At 38.7% G+C, this 21,890-nt stretch carries 19 protein-coding genes, 2 pseudogenes and 1 other annotated feature; of the genes and pseudogenes, 2 read left to right on the forward strand and 19 right to left on the reverse strand.

Annotated features, from left to right (window positions below; translation table 11 throughout):
• The 5 genes from obgE to HMPREF1514_RS03200 all read right to left on the reverse strand — a co-directional run bounded on the left by obgE (position 1) and on the right by HMPREF1514_RS03200 (position 5,085).
• Positions 1-1,311: a GTPase ObgE gene (obgE, locus tag HMPREF1514_RS03185; RefSeq protein ID WP_037597156.1), complete on the reverse strand. Its 1,311-nt coding sequence runs from the start codon at positions 1,309-1,311 to the stop codon at positions 1-3.
• 57 nt (positions 1,312-1,368) lie between these two features.
• Positions 1,369-1,503 (reverse strand): DUF4044 domain-containing protein, encoded by a 135-nt coding sequence (locus tag HMPREF1514_RS09115; RefSeq protein ID WP_003024272.1) that lies wholly within the window; start codon positions 1,501-1,503, stop codon positions 1,369-1,371.
• 254 nt (positions 1,504-1,757) lie between these two features.
• Complete coding sequence (gene galT / locus HMPREF1514_RS03190) at positions 1,758-3,239, reverse strand: UDP-glucose--hexose-1-phosphate uridylyltransferase (RefSeq protein WP_037597158.1); 1,482 nt, start codon at positions 3,237-3,239, stop codon at positions 1,758-1,760.
• Positions 3,236-3,895 (reverse strand): HAD family hydrolase, encoded by a 660-nt coding sequence (locus HMPREF1514_RS03195; RefSeq protein ID WP_037597160.1) that lies wholly within the window; start codon positions 3,893-3,895, stop codon positions 3,236-3,238. The genes galT and HMPREF1514_RS03195 overlap by 4 nt, the downstream gene beginning before the upstream one ends.
• Positions 3,896-3,906: 11 nt before the next feature.
• The gene (locus HMPREF1514_RS03200; protein ID WP_037597162.1) at positions 3,907-5,085 is read right to left on the reverse strand and encodes a galactokinase; all 1,179 of its coding nucleotides are present in this window, start codon (positions 5,083-5,085) and stop codon (positions 3,907-3,909) included.
• Positions 5,086-5,321: 236 nt separating this feature from the next.
• On the opposite strand from HMPREF1514_RS03200, the gene HMPREF1514_RS03205 reads away from it, so the two are divergent.
• Positions 5,322-6,323: a LacI family DNA-binding transcriptional regulator gene (locus HMPREF1514_RS03205; protein ID WP_037597164.1), complete on the forward strand. Its 1,002-nt coding sequence runs from the start codon at positions 5,322-5,324 to the stop codon at positions 6,321-6,323.
• Between the two features lie 2 nt (positions 6,324-6,325).
• Positions 6,326-7,261, forward strand: coding sequence for a bifunctional biotin--[acetyl-CoA-carboxylase] ligase/biotin operon repressor BirA (gene birA / locus HMPREF1514_RS03210; protein ID WP_037597166.1), 936 nt, complete (start codon positions 6,326-6,328; stop codon positions 7,259-7,261).
• A gap of 144 nt (positions 7,262-7,405) precedes the next feature.
• On the opposite strand, the gene HMPREF1514_RS03215 is transcribed toward birA, so the two are convergent.
• The 14 genes and pseudogenes from HMPREF1514_RS03215 to HMPREF1514_RS03270 all read right to left on the reverse strand — a co-directional run bounded on the left by HMPREF1514_RS03215 (position 7,406) and on the right by HMPREF1514_RS03270 (position 21,841).
• A complete protein-coding gene (locus tag HMPREF1514_RS03215) occupies positions 7,406-7,600 on the reverse strand; it encodes a DUF3272 family protein (protein ID WP_020997743.1) in 195 nt (64 codons plus the stop codon).
• A gap of 38 nt (positions 7,601-7,638) precedes the next feature.
• A complete protein-coding gene (gene dnaX / locus HMPREF1514_RS03220) occupies positions 7,639-9,303 on the reverse strand; it encodes a DNA polymerase III subunit gamma/tau (RefSeq protein ID WP_037597167.1) in 1,665 nt (554 codons plus the stop codon).
• On the reverse strand, positions 9,303-9,800 hold the full coding sequence (locus HMPREF1514_RS03225; RefSeq protein ID WP_003069453.1) for a GAF domain-containing protein: 498 nt from the start codon (positions 9,798-9,800) through the stop codon (positions 9,303-9,305). Before HMPREF1514_RS03225 ends, dnaX begins: the two co-directional genes overlap by 1 nt.
• 65 nt (positions 9,801-9,865) lie before the next feature.
• Entirely contained in the window at positions 9,866-10,489 is a 624-nt protein-coding gene (locus tag HMPREF1514_RS03230) for an SAP domain-containing protein (protein WP_037597170.1), read from the reverse strand.
• 473 nt (positions 10,490-10,962) lie between these two features.
• Entirely contained in the window at positions 10,963-13,572 is a 2,610-nt protein-coding gene (locus tag HMPREF1514_RS03235; protein ID WP_037597172.1) for a pneumococcal-type histidine triad protein, read from the reverse strand.
• Between the two features lie 8 nt (positions 13,573-13,580).
• Positions 13,581-14,504, reverse strand: coding sequence for a metal ABC transporter solute-binding protein, Zn/Mn family (locus HMPREF1514_RS03240; protein ID WP_037597174.1), 924 nt, complete (start codon positions 14,502-14,504; stop codon positions 13,581-13,583).
• Between the two features lie 120 nt (positions 14,505-14,624).
• Complete coding sequence (trmD, locus tag HMPREF1514_RS03245; RefSeq protein WP_037597176.1) at positions 14,625-15,359, reverse strand: tRNA (guanosine(37)-N1)-methyltransferase TrmD; 735 nt, start codon at positions 15,357-15,359, stop codon at positions 14,625-14,627.
• Positions 15,349-15,867, reverse strand: coding sequence for a ribosome maturation factor RimM (gene rimM, locus HMPREF1514_RS03250; protein ID WP_037597177.1), 519 nt, complete (start codon positions 15,865-15,867; stop codon positions 15,349-15,351). The genes trmD and rimM overlap by 11 nt, the downstream gene beginning before the upstream one ends.
• A gap of 239 nt (positions 15,868-16,106) precedes the next feature.
• Positions 16,107-17,681, reverse strand: coding sequence for an ATP-binding cassette domain-containing protein (locus HMPREF1514_RS03255; RefSeq protein WP_037597179.1), 1,575 nt, complete (start codon positions 17,679-17,681; stop codon positions 16,107-16,109).
• Positions 17,682-18,138: 457 nt separating this feature from the next.
• Positions 18,139-18,276: pseudogene (locus HMPREF1514_RS09630) on the reverse strand (DUF5962 family protein); the annotation flags it as partial.
• Positions 18,277-18,550: 274 nt separating this feature from the next.
• Entirely contained in the window at positions 18,551-18,919 is a 369-nt protein-coding gene (gene rplL, locus HMPREF1514_RS03260; RefSeq protein ID WP_003024225.1) for a 50S ribosomal protein L7/L12, read from the reverse strand.
• A gap of 71 nt (positions 18,920-18,990) precedes the next feature.
• A complete protein-coding gene (gene rplJ, locus HMPREF1514_RS03265) occupies positions 18,991-19,491 on the reverse strand; it encodes a 50S ribosomal protein L10 (protein ID WP_003029380.1) in 501 nt (166 codons plus the stop codon).
• A 36-nt stretch (positions 19,492-19,527) separates the two neighbouring features.
• Positions 19,528-19,662 (reverse strand) — a sequence feature (ribosomal protein L10 leader region).
• Positions 19,663-20,520: 858 nt separating this feature from the next.
• Positions 20,521-20,706 (reverse strand): annotated as a pseudogene (locus HMPREF1514_RS09130) (dihydrodipicolinate synthase family protein); the annotation flags it as partial.
• A 58-nt stretch (positions 20,707-20,764) separates the two neighbouring features.
• The gene (locus tag HMPREF1514_RS03270; RefSeq protein WP_037597181.1) at positions 20,765-21,841 is read right to left on the reverse strand and encodes an aspartate-semialdehyde dehydrogenase; all 1,077 of its coding nucleotides are present in this window, start codon (positions 21,839-21,841) and stop codon (positions 20,765-20,767) included.
• Positions 21,842-21,890 lie beyond the last annotated feature (49 nt).

The raw sequence follows: 21,890 nt of genomic DNA on the forward strand, positions 1-21,890 counted from the left end.
CTAATCCACAAATTCAAATTCAAAGTTGCCGATACGAACCAGGTCCCCATCTTTTGCGCCACGAGCTCGCAAGGCTTCATCTACACCCATACCACGCAATTGACGGGCAAATTTCATGACTGCTTCCTCACGGTCAAAGTTCGTCATAACAAAAAGTTTTTCTAATTTATCACCTGAAAGTACCCAAGCTGCATCGTCATCACGTGAGATGTCAAAGGCAGGAGCATCCTCATCAAAGCCATAATAAGCTTCCTCTTCCATTTCAGACTCATCATAAAGTAAAAATTCAGGAGTTTTATCTAGTAATTCTGCAGTCGCATCTAACAGCATTGATAATCCTTGTTTGGTCAAACTTGAAATTGGGAAAATCTGTGGCAGTTCATCAAATTCATCATAATTTTCTGCTAATTTTTTCTTAAATGTCTTCAAATTTTCTGCACTATTAGGCATGTCCATTTTATTAGCGACAATAATCTGCGGACGCTCCATCAAACGAAGATTGTACGATTCCAATTCCTTATTAATTGCAAGATAATCTTCGTAAGGATTACGCCCTTCACTAGCTGACATATCAATGACGTGCAAGATGACACGCGTTCGTTCAATATGGCGAAGAAACTGTGTCCCCAATCCTACTCCTTGACTTGCACCTTCAATCAATCCAGGCAAATCTGCCACAGCAAATGATTCACCAGATTGCGTTCGAACCATTCCAAGATTAGGTACAATTGTCGTGAAATGATACGCTCCAATTTTCGGTTTAGCGGATGTGATAACACTTAGCAGAGTTGATTTCCCAACAGACGGGAAGCCAACTAAACCAACATCTGCTAGAATTTTCAACTCCAACTGTAGCTCACGTTCTTGACCTGGCTCACCATTTTCAGAAATTTCTGGTGCTGGGTTTTTAGGTGTTGCAAAGCGGATATTGCCGCGACCGCCGCGACCGCCGTGCGCCACGATAAATTTTTGACCATTTTCAATCAAATCTGTTAGAATTTTTCCTGTTTCGGCATCACGAACCGTCGTCCCTTGCGGCACATGAACAATCAAATCTTCCGCACCACGACCGTGCATTCCTTTGGTCATTCCTTTCTCACCAGACTGAGCTTTAAAATGACGATTATAACGAAAATCCATCAGGGTACGAAGCCCTTCATCTACGACAAAAATGACGTTGCCACCACGACCGCCGTCGCCACCCCAAGGACCGCCATTGGGGACATACTTTTCACGGCGAAATGCTACCATACCATCACCGCCATTTCCAGCCTTGACTTTAATCTTAGCTGTATCTAAAAACATACTCATATTTTTCTCTTTTCTCGATTTTCACTTTAAAAAAACGCTCTTTCAAGCGTTCGAGGACTAGAAATTACTCAGAGCACCAAGCGCACTTGCAAAGATCGCTCCAACAGTTACCAACAACATGATAACAACTACAATCAAAGTCAATTTTTCGAATCCTGTTTTTTTCCGTTGTCCATTATCACCAAAAGCCACAATATTACCTCTATGTATTTAATTTGCTCTCTTAATTGTAACATGAAGATGAGAGTTTTTCAAATGCTAGCTGAAAAGAATGCATTTCAATTGCAAATTTCCGCAAAGAAAAATCCAGCAAACTTCCCACTGGATTTTAGTATCAAACATTGTAACTCTCAATATTGTCAAAGACTGTTTTCAAGTTGTTTCTATCATTATCTTAACATAAGCCAATTCACCCTAAATTTTTATATTTTATCATAAAATGAGCATTATTTTACAAGACCTATAGACTCAATGAAGCGCATAAAAGCCGCTTGCCCCTCTTTTGTTCGCTTGTAAACACCCGCATCTTCCAAGACGCGTTTAAAAATCCGACCGACTGAAGCGCGCACGATTGTTTGCGCTGATTCTAGTGTTGCATCTGGATGATGAGCTTTTAACTGGTCAGCCCATGCCTGATGATAAGGAGCCACTTCTTCTCTTTGTCCCAAAAGAAATTCTTCAACTTCTTTTAATTCATTTTTCAAACGAGGTGGAAGAATCGCTAAGCCCATGACCTCAATCAAACCAATGTTTTCTTTCTTGATATGCTGAACATCTTGATGAGGATGATAAATACCATCCGGATGCTCTTTGGATGTTTGATTATCTCGAAGAACCAAATCTAATTCAAACTTGCCCTTTTTTCGCCGAGCAATAGGAGTAATAGTGTGATGTTGTTCACCATTTGACTCAGCTAAAATCTGAACAGTCGGATCAGAGTATGCACGCCATTTCTGTAAAATCGTATCCGACAACTCTATCAATGCAGCTTTATCAGTTGATTTCAACCGCAAAACCGACATAGGCCAGTTGACAATACCAGCCTCTACGGTTTCAAATCCTACAAAGGTGAAAACTTTGTCCAGATTTGCTTTTTCCATAGGAAAAGTATGCCTTCCCCCTTGATAATGATCATGTGTGAGAATAGATCCTCCCACGATAGGAAGGTCAGCATTAGAACCTGCAAAATAGCTCGGAAAAATTTCTACAATGTCCAAAAGGCGCTCAAAAGTAGCACGACTGATAGTCATAGGAGTATGCTTGCTATCTAAAAAAATGCAATGCTCATTAAAATAAGCATAGGGCGAATACTGAAAGCCCCATTCTTGTCCGACTAAGTCAAAACGGATAATTCTATGATTAGATCGTGCTGGATGATCTAGTCGACCTTGATACCCTTCATTTTCAAAACAAAGCTGACAGACTGGATAATGGCTCGTTTTGGCCTTCTTAGCTGCTGCAATCTCTTTGGGATCTTTTTCTGGTTTAGAAAGATTGATGGTGATTTCCAAATCTCCATAGGCGGTCGGTGCTTTGAAAGCAATGTTTTTAGCAATAGCCTTGATCTTGATGTAATCATTTTTTTGACTAAGCTGGTAAAAATCAGCTACAGCTTGCTCGGGATTGGAGGCATAAGTCGTCCAGAAGTCCCGATTGAGCTGGCTAGGGGCAGGGGTAATCAAGTCCATAAGTTCAGCACCAAGGATTTCACGCGCAGTCTGACTATCCTCAATCGTCTCTAATCTAACTGCCTCCTCAACCAGCTGGTCCTTGATGTCAATCAAGTCATCCAACTCAGTCTCAACTTCTAAAACACCATCTCCCACTCGTGCCAAAACACGATTGGTCAGGTAGATTCGATCCATTTCCTCAAATGAACTTTCAGAAATGACTTCTGTGATAAATGCATCTAGAACTCCCTGACTCATTGACTCTCCTTCTTACATTCTAAATAGTCTCTGACAGCATCTAAATCCTGAAAAACTTGTTCTGTTTTATTTAAGAAAGACTGCGCTGGTATTTTTAAGTCTGGAATACAAATGACTGGTATCCCAGCTCTATACGCTGCCTCAATCCCTGCTTCACTATCCTCTAGTACTAAGCAATTCTCTGGTAAAACATTCAAATCACTACAGGCCTTTAAAAATATATCAGGGTAAGGTTTGCTTCGCTTTACATCTTTTGCAAAAACTAGATGGTCAAATAGGGACAGTATACCATTACTATCCAAGATAATTCTAGCTCTAGATTCAACACTTGAAGTTGCTAAGGCGATTAGAATACCTTCTCTTTGCAAAAAAGCAAGCAAATTTTTAGCACCTTTTTTTAAATTTACACCTTTGGCTAATATTCGAGCTTCTAGTTCATAAACTTTATCCAAGGTCTGGTCAAAGTTCCAAGGTAAATCATAGGTATCCAAAAATCGTTGAACATTCTCCTCTTCCCTATGTCCACTGTATTCTCTAGAATATGTTTCTTCTGTGAAAGGAATTCCAAAATCTTCAAGCAATTCTTGATAAACTTTTAGAGAAATGATCTCAGTATCAGCTAATAAGCCATCCAAATCAAATAATACAGCTTCCATTTACTTCTCTCCTAGTCTAAAACTCGTGTCCCCGATGCAACTTCAGCGATATAGAAGCTTGGAGCGTATCCAACTACTTCCTCATAGCTTTTGCCAACTGCTTCTTTAAAAGCTGGGACTGCATCTTTTTGAACCAAAGCAATGGCGCAACCACCGAAGCCTGCTCCGGTCATACGAGCCCCCAGAACACCTTCTTGCTCCCAGGCCGTGTGAACCAAGGTGTCCAGCTCTAGACCAGTCACTTCATAGTCACGCTCCAATGAAACGTGGGACGCATTCATCAGACGACCAAACTTGTCAAGATCGCCTGCTTGCAAAGCTGCCCGCGCTTGCAAAGTACGTTGATTTTCCAAGACGGCATGACGAGCCCGTTTAAGACGATTTTCGTCCTCTATCAGATAGCTATACTCGTCAAAGGACCACTCATCCAACTCGCCTAAGGTTGCGATAGACAGCTTACGGTTAAGTTCTTCAACAGCTTTTTCACACTCAGCACGTCGTTCATTATATTTGGAATCTGCTAGTTCACGGCGCTTATTTGTATTCATGATAACAACCACATTATCCTTAAGTTCAAGAGGTACTAAGTCATATTCAAGTGTATTGGTATCCAGATAAATCGCTCGTTGATCAGCTCCCATGCCAATAGCAAATTGATCCATGATTCCTGAATTCACACCAATAAATTCATTTTCCGTTTGTTTACCGATTTTTACTAAATCTAAGCGTTCCAATTTTAAATCAAACAGTTTCTCTACAATAATTCCTGTCAATAGTTCCAATGAAGCTGACGAAGAGAGACCTGAACCATTTGGAATATTCCCAGAGACATAGATATCCATTCCTTTATCAATGACATGCCCTGCCTTTTGTAAGAAATGAAGTACCCCTTTTGGATAATTTGTCCAATTATGCGTTTTTTCAAAACGAAGATTTTCTAAAGGCACCTCAATAATCCCTTGGTCTTCAAAGTTCGCAGAATAAAAACGAAGTGTCTTATCGTCACGTTTGCGCGCCGCTCCGTAAGTTCCTAGTGAAATAGCCGCAGGAAAGACGTGACCACCATTGTAGTCTGTATGTTCACCAATTAGGTTAATGCGGCCTGGTGAAAAAAATGTGTGCTCTGCTTCTGCTCCAAAAACTGTTGCAAAATCTGAACGCAATTGTTGAATAGACATAGTAGTTGACATAAGAGATCTCCTTTTTGTATAGTTTTGTAACCGTTTTAGTATCTTTATTATAAAACATCATTAGTAAAATTTCAAGTATTTTAGTAAATTTTTACCAAATTTAATTACTGATATTTAAAGGTCTTTAAAGATAAAATTCGATAACAAAAGCTTCTAGGTTTTTACTAAATATTTTTTGTATTTTACTAATTTTTAAGGTATAATATACTTATTCGTTAGAGAGAATAGGGAAAATAATGGCAACCATTAAAGATATTGCAAACATAGCTGGTGTCTCTCCAGCAACTGTGTCACGCGTTTTAAATCATGACAAATCCATGTCTGTCAGCGATGAGACGCGCCAAAAAATATTTGACATTGCAGAAGAACTACAGTATAAAAAAATAAAACGAGGAAGCAATCGCAATTCCCACAGTCGTAGAATTGCGATTGTAGAATGGTACACCGAAGAGGAAGAACTAGATGACCTCTACTATTATGCCATCCGTATTGGGGTAGAGAAAAAAGCTCAAGAATTGGCCTATGATGTTATGCGCTTTTTCAATAATGAAGAATTAAATCATCTCGATCAAGTTGATGGCATCATCGCGATTGGAAAATTTAGCACTCAAAAAATTAAAGAACTAGAACTCTACACAGATAAACTTGTCTTTATTGATAGCAATACGCTTGCCTATGGACATAGCTGCGTCACGACAGACTTTGAAAATTCTGTTATAGCTGTTCTTAATCACTTTTTAGAAAAGCAACACCAACAAATTGGATTGCTGATTGGTCAAGAACAAACTTCTGACAAAACCACTACTCTATCCGATCCACGCTTGCTAGCATTTAAACATTACCTAACTAAAAAACAACTCTATCAAGAAAAATATGTCAAAATAGGAAACTTTTCATCTGAATCAGGTTATTCTATGATGAAAGAATTGATTGAAAATTTAGGCAAACAACTTCCGACTGCATTTTTCATAGCAAGTGATGCTTTAGCTGTGGGTGCACTTCGAGCACTGCAAGAAGCAGATATTCCTGTGCCAGATCGTGTTAATGTAATTGCTTTTAATGATACGTCTATTGCCAAGTACGTCTATCCACCACTCAGCACGGTTACTGTCTTTACAGAGGAAATGGGTAGACAAGGACTACAACTGCTGCATGAGAAATTTCAACATCCTAGCTCAACCATTCCACGTATGGTAACACTCGCCACCAAACTAACCCTAAGAAAGAGCAGCTTATAGACATGAAAACATACGAAATTTTATTTGACATTCTTAGCCAAGAGTCTGACTATGTCAGTGGTGAAAAATTAGCACAAAAGTTAGGGATTTCACGTACTTCTATCTGGAAAGCTATTCAGCGTTTGGAAAAAGAAGGGATTCGTATTGAATCCATAAAAAATAAAGGTTATAAACTCATCTCTGGTGACTTGCTGATTACTAAAAAAATAGAAGAAGCTGCTCCCATCCACGTTTCCTTCAATCCAAACTGCCAATCCACTCAGTTGGATGCCAAAGCTGGTATTGAAGCTGGTAAGCCTGCCAATACGCTCTATCTTGCTTCTTCTCAGACAGCTGGTCGTGGACGCTTTGGCAGAAGTTATTTTGCTCCAGAACAAGGAGGAATTTATATGACGCTTCACTTGAAGCCCAATCTGCCTTTTAAACAAATTCCTGCCTATACTATCCTGACTGCCGGAGCCATTTACAAGGCCATCAAAGATCTCACTTTAATGGAGATGGAAATTAAATGGGTGAATGACATTTATTACAAAGGCAAGAAAATAGCCGGCATTTTAACTGAAGCTATTACTTCTGTCGAAACCGGCTTAGTCACTGATGTGATTATTGGAGTGGGTATCAATTTTGCAATCTCTAATTTTCCTAAAGAGTTAAAAAATAAAGCTAACTCTCTCTTCCACGAAAAGCAACCTATCACGCGCAATGAACTCATTGCTGAAATTTGGAAAGATTTTTATGATTGTGATCCAGACGAGCTGATTTACCTTTACAAACAGCATTCTCTTATCTTAGGTCGGACAATCACTTTTTGCCAGAATGACAAAGAATACAAAGGAGTTGCCAAGGAAATATCAGATACCGGGCAGCTATTGATCCAATTAGATACCGGACAAGAAATGTGGCTAAACAGCGGTGAGGTTTCTTTAACAAGTTGGTAAATAAAAGAAGGAGAAGGTTGAGTAACCATCAACTTTCTCCTTCTTTTTTCGGAACAAAATCAATTCCTTTTATTCTACCATGTGCAGATTTTTTAAATCAAACAGAAGAAAAAAGGTCAAGGAATTTTACCTCAACCTTTCTTTTTATTTTTTTCGTTTGATATGTTTATCGATTTCGTCTACTATTTTTCCCATGACGTAGCTCACTTGTAAATTGCGAATGACTAGAAATGCCCAAAAAACAGCAAATAAATAGTGTCCTGACATCATTGCTTCGTTAAAAAAATAGGTTTCAATTGCTGTGAAAAAAGCTGTTGTAAGAAATTGTTGTCTTGTCATAATTCTATTATAGCATGAAAAAATAGAAAAATCTAAATTCAGTCCTCTTGAATGCTAATTTTTTCTTCTAAGAAAGCAAAACCTTCTGGAATGATGGTTTCCTTTGTCTCTTCTGTTGAATTGACATTTTCTCCACGCGCCTTAGCGGAAAATTCAGCCCGAATCTCTGTCCAGTCGGTCATCGAAATAGCTAAGATATCCGGAGAAAATCCAGCCACATTGCTGAGTAAATTCCCAAACATTGTATTGAGATTTTCCCGTTTCATGGTTTGTTCTGCATTAAAGCTCGACTCAAATGCAAGAATTGCATGGTTTTCATTAGCCGCAACAGGTTGAGAACCAACTAAAAGTGCTTTATCTGCACCAGCTAAACTTTCAATAATTTCTCCCCAAGCATTTTGCAACTTAGTTAAATTACTCCGAGCCAGACTAGGATTTTCAACTGCCTCTTGCAGAATCGCATTTACTTTATGACGATCTACTCGGTATCCTTTGCTTGTTTTGGCTGATTGTGTTCCCTGTACCGGATTGCTAGGTGCAGAACTTGACTGTAAACTTGCCAATTGACCCTTAAGCTGGCTAATTTCATCTTTTAGTGTTTCTATCTCGCTTACTAGATTGGATGGTAATTCTGCTTTTTCTTGCCCTTCTGCCAGTCGAATGGTCATCATTTCTGTGTAGATCTTGGGTTGCAAGCTATTCTTAATTTCCGAAAGGCTTTTCGTTGCAATCTCAATCAGCTCAAACAATCTTTCTTGTGGTGTATTGAGATTACCTAAAAAGATTTCACTTATATGGGTATTTTCACCACCCGTTTTAACAATGAGCAAATCTCTAAGATATTGTAACAGGTCAGTGACAAAACGAGCCATATTTTTGCCACTATCAAAAATCACATCAAGGTTTTCTAATGCTGCTGATGTATCATGCGTCAACACAGCTGTCACATAAGCATCTAGTGCGCCTAGACTAATAGAGCCAGTAATTTCTTCTGAAATAGCTGTTGTCAGCTGATTGTCTTGAGTGAGACTGAGAGCTTGATCCAAGATAGATAAGGCATCCCGCATCCCACCTTCTGCCCGTCTGGCGATAACCTGCATCGCATCATTTTCAAATCCAATATTTTCCTGCTGCAAAATCCATTCAATATGAGCAACAATATCCTTGGTCTTAATTGACTTGAACTCAAAGCGTTGCACCCGTGACAGAATAGTAGCTGGTATCTTGTGCAATTCTGTCGTTGCTAAGATAAAAACCACATTTTCTGTCGGTTCTTCCAAAGTCTTGAGAAGAGCGTTAAAAGCTCCAGTTGAGAGCATATGAACCTCGTCAATGATATAAACTTTATGTTTTGCTAGACTAGGAGCATAAGTAGATTTGTCGCGAATATCTCGGATTTCATCCACACCATTATTGGAAGCTGCATCAATCTCAATAACATCCTCTAGGCTTCCTTCTGTTATAGCTTGACAAATATAGCACTCATTACAAGGTTCACCATTCTTTTGATGAGGGCAATTCATGGCTTTGGCAAAAATCTTGGCTACGCTGGTCTTTCCTGTTCCTCTAGGACCTGAAAAGAGATAAGCATGGCTGATTTTATCCTGTTCAACTGCCTGCCGTAAAGTTGTTGCTACAACTTTCTGCCCAACTAACTGACCGAAAGTTTGACTTCTGTATTTCCGATATAAAGCTTGATACATTAGGCTTTGTCTCCAAACATCTCAAAATTCCAATTTGTTTTCTCTAGCAAGATGGCTACAAAATTTTCTAAATATTCCCGATCAATCTCATCATAGTCCCCCAGCAGATGAGAATCCAAATCTAAAACTCCTACTAAGCGACCATCCTTTACCATAGGCACCACAATCTCACTACGTGCCCTGCTATCACAGGAAATGTAGTTACCATACTGAGTAACATCTTCAACGATCACCGTCTGCCGTTTGGCGGCAGCTTCTCCGCAGACTCCTTTTCCTAGCGCAATGTGCACACAGGATACACCACCTTGAAAAGGTCCTAAAACCAACTCATTTCCGTCATAAAGATAAAAGCCGGTAAAAACGGAATGTGGCAAGGTTTGATTTAGCAAAGCAGAGCTGTTTGACAGATTAGCTAAAGCATTGCTTTCACCCTCAAGTAATGCTTCAAGCTGTGCTAAAAGTAATTGATAATTTGAAATTTTTTCTGATTGATTCATACTCTCTATTATACCAAAAAAACAGCCTCGTGACTGTTTTTTCGCAAATGGACAAGTACTACCTCCTATTTCCCTTTCAGATACATAAAAATATCATCCCAATAGTTCTTTACTAGCTGCTGGTGATAGACTTTAGAAGCAGTTGAATGTTTCACTTTCTGCCAAAGAATAGCTGCAACTTTAAGTTTTTGTTGGAAAGCAGCATTATTTTTATCAGCACAGAAATCTTTGACAAATTGATTCCATTGACAGCTGGTATTGTCATACTTAGCGTAAGTTGATTGACCTTGATAAATTGCTAACATATCTCGCAGTGTAAACTCGCCATCCTTTTCTGCTTTTACCTTCCGCCAAGCTGCCGCCATGTCCGCTGTAAACTTGAATGAACTAACACCTGTCTGCTGGGCGAAAAACTCCCGAAAGCGGGTATTAAAGGCAAAACCACAGGATAACAAGGGCGTGTCTAAAGTAAGCTCTATGCCTTGCTTTTTCTTGGTTTTTAAAGGAACTTTCTTCTGAACAACATTCCCTGCAAAATACTGTTTGATTTCCTCTTCTAGCTCTGTTTTGACACCTGAATACTCCAATCCCAATTGTTTACAAATATCTGCTAATTCTGTACGATACCAATAATAGTGTGAAAACTCTTGATAGGTTTTCATCGTTGTAAAATCTGGTCTATCTTTCATTACGTGTATCCCTTTTTTCTTTCTCTATGACCTATTATACCACCAGTAAAGTAATTCCTCAAAAATGATAGATTTGTCAATTTATAGAAGATCGTCCGACCCTCGGACAGAGTGAACTACTTTTAGTTGAAACAAGCTGACCCTCGGATGGAGCAAACCACTTTTAGTTGAAGCAATCCGACCCTCGAACGAAGCAAACCACTTTTAGTTGAAGTAATCCGACCCTCGGATGGAGCGAATCACTTTTAGTTGAAGTAATCCGACCCTCGGATAGAGCGAACCACTTTTAGTTGAAGCAATCCGACCCTCGGATGGAGCGAACCACTTTTAGTTGAAACAAGCTGACCCTCGGACGGAATGAATCGCTTTTAATTTATCCTAGCTGCCCAGCGAACACGATAAAATCTCCCTCTATAAACATAGAATAAGCAAAAGAGCTGAAAAACAAGTTTTCAACTCTTGAGGGGTGCATATTAAGAAACCACTTCAGCTGTGAGGATATTGACAATTTTTGTTGTACCTGAAGCATCTGTAAAGCTAACTGTTTTATTGGCTGGTTGATAGCTGAGATTTTCTAAGCTAACATTATATTTGAAAGCAATTTTAATCAGTTTCTTTTTAAATTCTTGTACTGATAAACCGTAGCTTTTTGCTCTTGCATCTTCTGCCGCTTCTTCAGGATCAACAGTTGGCTGCTCTTCTGTTTCCTCAGATTTTTCCTTTTGAGCATCCGATTTTTTATTTGCAGACTTGTCTTCGTTCTCTTTTGGCTCTTCATTTGGTGCATAGTTCTTTCCGTTATCTGATTGATTTTTCTTACCATGCTGACTAGAATTACCAAAACCATTGTCAGAATGCGGACGGTCTTCTGGATGAGTGACGTAATATTTCACGGTCGCAAGGAAATCTTCCATGCTGTAGCCGTCAGGTGCTTTGTAAAGTCCTTGATCAAACCAAGAAAGAGAGATATTATGATAATGGTCATAATGCGGAATAATGAGCTGACCGTTTTTCATGTCTACAACATAGGCTGTGTTATAAGGCATCGCTTCAACCGGCACCTTTTTAGCTGGGGTTACACGATTGTAAATAGACAAAGCTGTTTCCTTATTTGGATTCGTTTGGTTATCTTCAGATTTTTGAGGCTTTTTATTCTTCATATAAGCTTCTGCCGCCTGTCTTTCTGACTTGGACAAATCGCTCTTAGGAATATAATGACTGTGATTCATGTGCGGAGCTGTATAGCCATCGCCTTGGTCTTCCGTCAAATCATGTGGATCAAAGATATAGCCGTCTGATGTTGCATAACGACCTGCAGCTTTAGCTAATGCTACTTCATCAGCCGTATAAGCAATTTGCGAATTTGCTTTGCCTGCGCGTTCAGGGTGCTGTACCTCACTTGACAATTTCAAAACCTTATCCAATAAGGCAAGCTTATCCACATTCGGATTGGCAGCCTGTTGCATGAGGTCTTCAACCATTGCCAGTTGTGCTTTATCCCCTTTGCTTTCAAGCGTTTGACGAATTGGTGTTAAGACTTTCTTGAAAGCAGCAACGATTTCAGCATTTTTCTTTGTCAGTCCCGCTTGTGTTTCCGGATCAACCGCCTTGACGATTTCAGACAACAAATCTTTCACTTTTTGAAGCACTGTTGCTTTTTCTTCTGTTCCAAGAGTGAAGCCAGATTTGATACCAGCGAGTTGCTCTTCAAAGCTTGCCTTTTGACTAGCATTTGTCACCTTACTCATCAAACTTTCAGCCTTATTGATAAAGGTTTGAATCTGTTCATCCGTCACTTCTGTCTCAGATGGTTCTTCTTTTGGATTTTCAGGCTCTTTGCTTGGCTCAGTTTGCTTGCCATCATTAGGTTTGTTTGGCTGTGTTTGGTCCTTGCCCGTATCTTGGTTCGGTTTACTTGGGTTTGTCTGTTGATTACTTTGACCAGCTAGCTTTTTCGCTTCTGAATAGTCCGTACCAGGAACAATCATCCGCGAAATTTTTTCTTCTAGTGGCGACATTTGACTATAGTAAATGAAATGATAATGATTACCATGTGGCACTGCCACCCCACTAGAAGATTTTTTAGTAATCTGTGCTGGGTCAAATATCAAACCATCAGATTCCACATGACGTTGGTTTAACGGCATCAAGTACAGTTGTTTTAACAGATTGATGATTTCTTGATGAGCAGATGGAGTATTCTGATGACTTGGTTGTGATGGCTGCGCATGATAATTATTGCCCTGATGGGTCTGTGTTCCCGGCGTTGATGGTTGGTAATGAATAGAAGGTAGTGTAGTTCCGCCATTTGATGGTCTTGATGGCGTTGGACTTGGACTCGGAGTTGATGTCGTACCGCCAGATTTGTGTTTGTTGTCCCAATAGCTCTGAGCAGCAGCTAACTCACTAGGAGACAAATCTTTCTTAGGCACAAAGTGGAAATGATTACCATGCGGTACGATGAAGCCATCTCCAGTATCTTCTATCACATCTGTCGGATTGAAGACATAGCCATCATCCGTCGTATAACGACCTTGCGCACGAGCTTCTTTGACAGCTGTTGTTACAGCACCACCTTTCGCTCCCTTATGGCCTTTGCCACTATATTCTGCCCTTTGGCGAGCAATTTCTTCTTTTGTACGAACATTACTGGTATGATTTGGATCTTTCAAGTAAAGGTAATATTTCCCATTTACCTTGATAATGTAGCCATCTTTCACTTCGTTGATAATATCAGACTGCTGCAAGGTATAGTTTGGATCCCGCATAATCAGCTCTTCACTGATAATCGCATCATAAGGGACTTTCCCATTATAATAATGATAATGATCACCGTGAGAAGTTACGTAACCTTGGTCTGTAATTTTGACAACAATCTGTTCCGCATTGATTCCTTCTTTTGCGCTCACTTCATCAGGCGACAAATTCTCTGCTTGCTTGCCCTTGTTTGCTTTAGATTTTCCATTTACATAAGCAACACGGTTATTTTCCTTGCTAGATACTGTCTGATGACGCCCCAGCTCATAGCTACATAAACTTAAGACAACAACTGCAACAGAACCGATAAGATATTTTTTCTTCATGATTCTCCTCATTTTTTCAATTCTTTTGCCAATGTCGCTAGATTGGCTTCTAGATTTTCAAGATAAGTATTATTATTTTGCGGATCAGCTTCCAAAGGGTTTAATTGTTTTAGTTTAACGCCTGTAGATTTGACCAAAGTTTTCGCAACTTTTGATGAAGCATTACTTTCCACAAAAATGGTTTTAACTTTATAAGTTTTGACAAATTCTTCAATTTCCGTCAATTGGCGCGGACTTGGTTCCTGCTCTGGAGAAATCCCGGCAATCCCCAACTGCTTCAATCCAAATCGCTTCGCCAAATAAGAAAAGGCAGTATGCTGAGTCACAAATGTTTTTTGCCTTGCAGCTTTGAAAATCGGTTGATATTTTTTAGTTAATTCTTTTGCCTTACCTGCCAGCTCTTTCGCGTTTTTTTGATAGGTTTCTTTATTTTTACTATCAATCTTCGAAAGTTTATCAGCGATAATCTGTGCTTCTTCTGCCACTTTTTCTGGGTCTAACCACGTGTGTGGATCGTAAAGAGTCTTTTCATCCACTCCTTCACCAGCGGCTACATCTTCTAATCCCGGCACACGCTCCAGCTTCATCCCTTCTGAAGCTTCAAGTACCTTCACTTTAGATTTTTTCAAACTCGGATCTAAACTTCCAGCCCAAGATTCTAACGTATGAGAATGATAAACAAAGACATCTGCATCATAGATAGCTGCTACATCGTTGGCTGATGGTTCAAAGGAATGAATACCGCTACTTGATTGAATCATCCGAACATCATTTAAATCGCCTGATACTTCTTTGACCATAGCATAAATCGGATAAAAACTTGTTACAATTTTCAGACCTTTACTCTGTTTTTTTGTATTTGTTCCACACGCTGTCAACAACAAAGTCAATCCTACCACAAAAATAGAAAATAAATATTTCTTTAATTTCATAAACTACTCCTTAACCAGTTTATTAACCGGTTAATATGATACCACGATAGAAATTAACTGTCAAGAATTTTTTATCTATTTTTTTAACAATAAGAAAAAGTCCTCTAAATTAGAAAACTTTTAATCTTTTATATCATTGCTCTTTTCTCTATGAATCTCTTCTAGCATTCCTTCTTCTTCGGCTGTTAATTCATATTTTTCTAATAAATCTGGACGACGTTCATAAGTCTTTTTCAAACTCTCATACAGACGCCATTTTCGAATATTTTCATGATGACCGCTCATCAAAATATCTGGCACAACCATTCCACGAAAATCATAAGGACGAGTATATTGAGGATATTCTAAAAGACCTGATGAAAAACTGTCATCAGTATGACTAACTTCCTTACCAAGAACTTCAGGAATCAGTCGTACCGTTGCATCGATCATCGTCATAGCAGCCAACTCTCCACCGGTCAAAACATAATCTCCAAGAGAGACCTCGTCTGTCACCAAACTCTTAATCCGCTCATCATAACCTTCATAATGCCCGCAGATAAAGATTAATTCTTCTTCTTGAGAAAGTTCTTCCGCATAGGCTTGATTAAATGTTCGACCAGCAGGATCCAACAAAACGACTCGTGGCTGCTTTTTTTCAATCGCATCATAAGCATCAAAAATTGGTTGCGCTCTGAGCAGCATTCCTTGACCGCCCCCATAAGGCTCGTCATCAACGTGTCTCGATTTCTCTGCATTTTCTCGAAAATTATGATAGTGAATCTCTAGTAATCCTTTTTCGCGCGCCTTGCCAACTATTGAATGCTCTAAAGGGGCAAACATCTCCGGAAATAGGGTCAAAATATCAATCTTCATCGTCCAGTCCTTCCGGAATTTCCACATCTACTCGACTATTTTCAAGATCAATATTCAATACAACAGGCGGAATATAAGGCAATAGTAAATCACGCTTGCCTTTGCGCTTTACCACCCAGACATCATTAGCACCGGGCTGCAAAATTTCTTTAATTGTTCCAATAAAAATATCCCGTTCATAAACATTCAAGCCAATAATTTCATGATAGTAAAATTCACCTTCATCTAAATCCGATAAATCTTCTTCAGCCACTTTCAAAGTAAAATCACGATATTTTTCAATGTCATTGATATGGTACATCCCTTTGAATTTGATAATATCAAAATTTTTCATCTTACGATGACTAGCAATTTCCACATTCATGACAAAATTATCTTTCTTATCAAAAAGGGCCAACATACTTCCCTTTTTAAAACGTTCCTCTGCAAAATCCGTCACCGATAGTACACGCATTTCCCCTTGCAAACCTTGCGTATTCACAATCTTTCCAACATTATAATAGTTCATTTTCTCTCCAAGTACTAGTATTATCTTATTTATTTTATCATGAATAAAGGGAATTCTCAAGAAAACAAATAACCCCACCCACGCCGTGATGTGATATACTCCCCTTATAGTGGACAATGAAAAAACAAAAATTCACTAAAACTATAAGGGGAGTTTCCCTATACTTTCTATAAATTAGCTCAAGCGTATTATATATAGCTTGGAGCTTCTATCACAAAAAAAGAGCTATCAAAAATAGCTCAATATTTTCCTAAATCTATAATTTGATTATATCTACTTTCATCGTCAATATGATGAGCAATTTCTAGCATCATAACAGGTAGAGAAAATAATAGCTCACGCACCATCTGACTGTTTTTCTCGTCCAAGGCAGCCGTTACCTCATCTGCTAATAGAACAGCCTTTTTACGCAAGAGAAATCTTGCCAGTTCAATCCGAACCCTCTGACCACCCGAAATATTGTCACCATTGTTACTGACAACAAAGTCCAACCCCTCTGTTAATTCATTGTCGAGCTTGACTTGTTTTAAAACAGTCCACAACTCATCATCAGAAAAGGATTGTCCCAAAGTCAAATTATATCGAATCGTGTCATTAAAAAGAAAAGGATGCTGGCTAATGATTCCAACACTAGATACAAAATGAGATGTATAGTTATTAGTTGTTGTCACACCAGTAATCTGACCTTCATCAGCCTGCTCCTCACCAATAATTATCCGAAACAAGGTCGATTTCCCACAGCCACTCGGTCCCTTGATTAAAACTTTCTGACCAGTTTGGATGTCCAAATTCAGATGGGTAAAAAGCTGTCTGCTACCATAAGATTTACTTAAATTTTGGATGTGCAGGGCACGAAGTTCTTGCATATCATCTTTCGCCAGTTGTTTATCATCTTTACTGTCTAATACTCCATAAATCTTGTCCGCAGTCGTTTTTGCCCCTTGGATATCTACTGTATCATACATGATTGTCTGGATAGGACTCACCAACTGACCAGCTGCGATATACATGGCGACAAGACTAGCGACAGATACCCTATGACCATTCATGGCAAAGAAGAAACCTAACACAAGCGGTAAAACCTGACTCAGAAATACCATAAAGCCATTACAAAAGAAGACGATATTATGGGTGAAGCAAAAGTTTTGGATAGCTCGTTGATATTTCCAATTTACATTCCATAATTTTTGTCTATTTTCCAGAATCGCTTGATTCATAAGCAGAGTCTGCGCCCCTCGGATGCTGTCAGATACCTGATTATGAACCTCCACTCTGCCTTGAGCCATATCGTCACCAGTATGTTTGAGCCTTTTGTTCATTAAATATTGAGGAATAGGGCGTAAGATAGTAAAGAAGACAAAAATACTCCCCAGTAACAGATTTTGCGTAATAATATAAATTGCTGTTAGTAAAGCAACAAATCCCCAGCAAATTATGTTAATGTACTTTTCTAAATAATTATCCCCCAAATACTCCATATCCTGTGTGAGCATGGTGATTTTTTCATCTTCACTATAATCCTTATTTGTCATTAACTTACCAAATAAATCTGCTCTCATATTCATCTGAATCTCACGTCGAAATACGTTATGCGTGTGATTGCAAAAGAGCATCAAGCTATACAAGACAAAGTAGACTGTAAAACCAAAAAGAGCAAATTGCACTATCTTAAAATAGGTTAGTTCTCCTTGGTTTAAGGACAAAGCTCGAGATACTACTAAAGGTTGAGCAAGAGCCAATCCTCCATTTGCCAGTGCCCCGATGACAGTATAAAATTTCGTTTTCTTATCCAGATAGTGAAAAATTTTATTCATAATGTCCTCCTGGAAAAATAGAGAGGCTAGCACTCCTCTCCATATTATCGTTTCTAATCTATTAACTGCAAATATTGCATTGATTGGTTATAGTTTCCGGTCTCTTAGGAAGTTCTTTGTTTTTCTTTAAACACATTATACATCTATTAAAATAATGATTCAAGTACAAATCAGAAGATTACAAAAGTTCCAATTTTTAATAATTTCCTAAGCAAGTTGATATAAATTAAACTCCTCATAAATATCCCCCACTCTTTCATTTGTCTCCTTGTCAATCTACTAAAAGCTGTATAAAGCTCGGGTTCTTTAAAGAGAAGATAGAATCCGTAGACCTCTGTAAAAGGATAGCACAGGCTAATCCATCAAGAATAGCCCACTTGCTAGGATTAGGGGTCACCAAAGAATCAAGGCAATCACTCTCACAGCCATGGGAATGAGAGGAAGAATCAGATAATCTTTCTCTTTCATGGTCTTCAAAGTCTACTTCACGGTGCTCTTGGAGGGCAATTTCTAGTTGACTAGTGATTTCTCTCTTCGAGAAGAGTCCCCCAGTCACTTCCTCGTAATGTTCTTTGAGTTCCTTATAAACTTGGTATCCCCATTTGTCGGACTAGATAGGAAATCACGATGTAACATGACGATTGTATTTCCTTCTGCATGCTTCCTCCTTAAACGCAAAAAAGCGAGAATTATGAAAACAGTTCTCGCTTGAGATAAATAATTCTTTAAAAAAACAAAAATCCCTGCCAAACAAATTTTGACAGGGATTTTTAGCAGGGAATCAAATGATTTAACCTGTTTTTTTCATTTGCTTATCGCAATCAAAGACTGGTAAATCGGGATTCCACTCTCAAATTGCTATGTGCTTCTTATTTAAGAGTAACTGAAGCTCCAGCTTCTTCCAATTTAGTTTTGATTTCTTCAGCTTCTGCAGTTGCAACACCTTCTTTAACAACAGTTGGTGCTCCATCAACAAGTTCTTTAGCTTCTTTAAGACCAAGACCTGTGATTTCACGAACAGCTTTGATAACGCCAACTTTCTTGTCGCCTGCTGCAGTCAATTCCACGTCAAATGAATCTTTTGCAGCAGCAGCTTCACCAGCGCCAGCAGCAGCTACAGCTACAGGAGCAGCTGCAGTTACACCAAATTCTTCTTCGATAGCTTTTACAAGATCGTTCAATTCAAGGATTGAAGCTTCTTTAATTTCAGCAATAATATTTTCAATGTTCAATGCCATTGTTATTTCCTCCAAATATATTTTCGTTATTTTATTATTAGTTTGTAGCATAGGCTACGCGCAACTTAACATTAAGCCGCTTCTTCTTTGTTGTCTGCAACCGCTTTGACTGCGAGAGCAACGTTGCGAACTGGCGCTTGAAGTACAGATAGTAGCATAGATAGAAGTCCTTCGCGGTTTGGAAGAGTTGCAAGAGCAACAATTTCTTCTTTAGATGCAACAGCACCTTCAATAGCTCCACCTTTAATTTCAAGTGCATCAGCTTCTTTAGTAAAATCATTGATGATTTTTGCTGGTGCTACAACATCTTCATTTGAAAATGCAACAGCAGATGGTCCAACAAAAGCATCAGCAAGGCCTTCAAGTCCAGCTTTTTCAGCTGCACGACGTAAGATTGAGTTTTTGATAACTTTATACTCAACTTCGCTTCCACGAAGATTACGACGAAGAACTGTGTCTTGTTCAACTGTAAGACCACGAGCATCAACAACAACGATACTTGCAGCTGCTTTCATTTTTTCAGCAACTACATCAACTAGTTCCGCTTTTTTTGCAATACTTGCTTCACTCATTTAGTGTTTCACCTCCGTAATTATTTTGCTTGGGGATTTTCCAAAAGAAAAACGCGCCCAAACCTAGACACGAAAGTACAATACGTTTCTTTTATATGATCCGTTTTGTCCTCGGTAGGATTTTTATGAGTCGAGCTCCCCTACTGTCTTAGGCAGTTTTTTCAAACCATTAATAATTGTAACATAAGAAAAAAAAGATTGCAAGAGTTTTTAATATTTTTTATAATTAGAACGAAAATCTATTCTTTTTAGTTAGCAGATTTATTAAATTATTGGAAAAAAAGAGAAAATGGTAAAGGCTAATACGAAAAGACGATAGAATGTTTCATTTCTACCGTCTGTCTGATGTGTTTTTATTCCTTGTTCAGTTCGACACTGGTTTTTTAATCTTCCCAAAATCAACGATAATCTATTAAAGTCTTTTCTTTTAGAATGACAGGTATGCTAAAAGCTATGATTTCCGCTAATACAGTAGCAAGCACATCGTATACGTCAAATACTGCACTAGTATTAATCAATGGTAATAGCTCATTAATAAAAGACATCAGTACAACCACTATACATAAGTGTCTTTTTAGAAAATTCAATAATTGAGACTTTATTTTCACTGAATGTTGCACTAAAAGGCTGTTTTAGCATAGCTGTTGCAATCCATGCTCCTCCACACAAAAGATAGGAACAACTGAATTAATTGAATAATATTTTCTTAAAAATATTGTGAGTAGCCAAATTAACAATCCTAAAATCACTATAATTTCAATGGAATTGATTCTTAATTTTCTTTTCTTCATATGTTCCAACTTCTCATCAACTTTCAATTTATCCATTTTTATTGTACTAAATATCCCACCCTTATCTCGTCATAACAAAAAATATGACAATCTTGTAATATCAGTGTTTCCATTCAGCCTAGTTTTGTCTTTTCAAACATTTCTTTTTGCAGATTTAAATGCTAAAGTCCTCCGTAATAAAAAATTCACTAGTTCATCGTAAATGCTCCCAACATTTTACAAGCCTAAAATGCTTCCTTCAATCTTCAAAAAATGAAAGAATAACGGCTTTTTCTTGCTCTGTACAAGCAACCAGTGGGAGGCGGAGTGAGCCGACTGCAAAGCCTTGATAATTTAGCACAGTTTTAAGTGGAGCTGGGTTTGTTACGGAAAAGAGAGCTTCTATTTTGGGTAATAACTGACGTTGAATCTGATCAGCCTTTTTAGTTTGTCCTCATCCAACTAGCTTGCAAAATACAATGATATGAATGCTATCTCATCCTTCAATTCATCTTAAAAACAACTTCCGCTGTCGGACGCACTAAGCCACGCTCATGCAGGGTTTCAACAATTTGAACAGAGTTCCAAGCAGCACCTTTAAGCAGGTTGTCTGAAACCACCCACATATGGATACCTTTTTCACTATCCAGATCTTTGCGAATCCGTCCAACGAATGTCTCGCGTTTTCCGACAGCATTGACAGCCTGAGGGTAAATTTGACGGCTAACATCGTCCTCTAATACTGCTCCTGGGAAGTCTGCGATAGCTGCCTTGACTTCTGCGATAGGCGCTACTTCTTTTGTCTCGATATAGACAGACTCTGAGTGCGCTGAAAGAACTGGAATACGTACACAAGTTGCAGAAACTGCAATTGTTGGATCTTCCATGATTTTTTTGGTTTCATTGGTCATCTTCATCTCTTCGTAAGTGTAATCATTGTCCGTAAAGACATCAATTTGAGGAAGAGCATTAAAGGCAATCGGATAGTGCTTTTTGTCAGCACCTGCCGGAAGAATTTCTGCTTTCAAATCTTTTGGCATTATACCATCGTTTAAAACTTCACGTAGTTCCCGTTGCGTTTCTAGAATAGCTCCCATACCAGCTCCAGACACAGCCTGATAGGTAGATACGATAATGCGCTCCACCCCCCATTTCTGGCGAACTGGCTCAAGCGCAATCATCATTTGGATTGTTGAACAATTTGGACAAGCAATAATTCCCTTATGATTATCAAGTGCATGCGCATTCACTTCTGGAACTACTAATGGAACATCAGGATTTTGCCGAAAATAAGAGGTGTTATCTACTACAACTGCACCTGCTTTTACTGCATAAGGAGCGTATTTAGCAGAGATTGAACCACCTGCTGAAAAGAGAGCAATATCAACACCAATAAAAGCTTCCTCAGTTGTTTCTTCAATCACCACTTCTTGATCTTTAAATGACAGTTTCTTCCCCGCTGAACGTACTGAAGCCAAATAGCGTACTTTTTCAATTGGAAGACTTGATTCTTCCAACATTTTAATCATTTGAGCTCCAACGGCACCTGTAGCACCCACCACAGCAACTGTGTATCCCATCACATACCTCTCTGAATTTTCAAAAAATTTGTGTATTGCTTGTATTATA

It is taken from the genome of Streptococcus sp. AS20, assembly GCF_000524255.1.
Classification (GTDB): Bacteria; Bacillota; Bacilli; order Lactobacillales; family Streptococcaceae; genus Streptococcus; species Streptococcus constellatus.

Excerpts from the sequence above, each read along its gene's own strand:
- HMPREF1514_RS03230 (WP_037597170.1), bottom strand. The coding sequence starts at position 10,489 with ATGAAAGATAGACCAGATTTTACAACGATGAAAACCTATCAAGAGTTT.
- HMPREF1514_RS03215 (WP_020997743.1), bottom strand. The coding sequence starts at position 7,600 with ATGACAAGACAACAATTTCTTACAACAGCTTTTTTCACAGCAATTGAA.
- HMPREF1514_RS03255 (WP_037597179.1), bottom strand. The coding sequence starts at position 17,681 with ATGAATAAAATTTTTCACTATCTGGATAAGAAAACGAAATTTTATACT.
- trmD (WP_037597176.1), bottom strand. The coding sequence starts at position 15,359 with ATGAAGATTGATATTTTGACCCTATTTCCGGAGATGTTTGCCCCTTTA.
- galT (WP_037597158.1), bottom strand. The coding sequence starts at position 3,239 with ATGAGTCAGGGAGTTCTAGATGCATTTATCACAGAAGTCATTTCTGAA.
- HMPREF1514_RS03225 (WP_003069453.1), bottom strand. The coding sequence starts at position 9,800 with ATGAATCAATCAGAAAAAATTTCAAATTATCAATTACTTTTAGCACAG.
- HMPREF1514_RS03205 (WP_037597164.1), top strand. The coding sequence starts at position 5,322 with ATGGCAACCATTAAAGATATTGCAAACATAGCTGGTGTCTCTCCAGCA.
- HMPREF1514_RS03195 (WP_037597160.1), bottom strand. The coding sequence starts at position 3,895 with ATGGAAGCTGTATTATTTGATTTGGATGGCTTATTAGCTGATACTGAG.
- birA (WP_037597166.1), top strand. The coding sequence starts at position 6,326 with ATGAAAACATACGAAATTTTATTTGACATTCTTAGCCAAGAGTCTGAC.
- dnaX (WP_037597167.1), bottom strand. The coding sequence starts at position 9,303 with ATGTATCAAGCTTTATATCGGAAATACAGAAGTCAAACTTTCGGTCAG.
- HMPREF1514_RS03200 (WP_037597162.1), bottom strand. The coding sequence starts at position 5,085 with ATGTCAACTACTATGTCTATTCAACAATTGCGTTCAGATTTTGCAACA.
- HMPREF1514_RS03240 (WP_037597174.1), bottom strand. The coding sequence starts at position 14,504 with ATGAAATTAAAGAAATATTTATTTTCTATTTTTGTGGTAGGATTGACT.
- rimM (WP_037597177.1), bottom strand. The coding sequence starts at position 15,867 with ATGAACTATTATAATGTTGGAAAGATTGTGAATACGCAAGGTTTGCAA.
- HMPREF1514_RS03235 (WP_037597172.1), bottom strand. The coding sequence starts at position 13,572 with ATGAAGAAAAAATATCTTATCGGTTCTGTTGCAGTTGTTGTCTTAAGT.
- rplJ (WP_003029380.1), bottom strand. The coding sequence starts at position 19,491 with ATGAGTGAAGCAAGTATTGCAAAAAAAGCGGAACTAGTTGATGTAGTT.
- HMPREF1514_RS03270 (WP_037597181.1), bottom strand. The coding sequence starts at position 21,841 with ATGGGATACACAGTTGCTGTGGTGGGTGCTACAGGTGCCGTTGGAGCT.
- obgE (WP_037597156.1), bottom strand. The coding sequence starts at position 1,311 with ATGAGTATGTTTTTAGATACAGCTAAGATTAAAGTCAAGGCTGGAAAT.
- rplL (WP_003024225.1), bottom strand. The coding sequence starts at position 18,919 with ATGGCATTGAACATTGAAAATATTATTGCTGAAATTAAAGAAGCTTCA.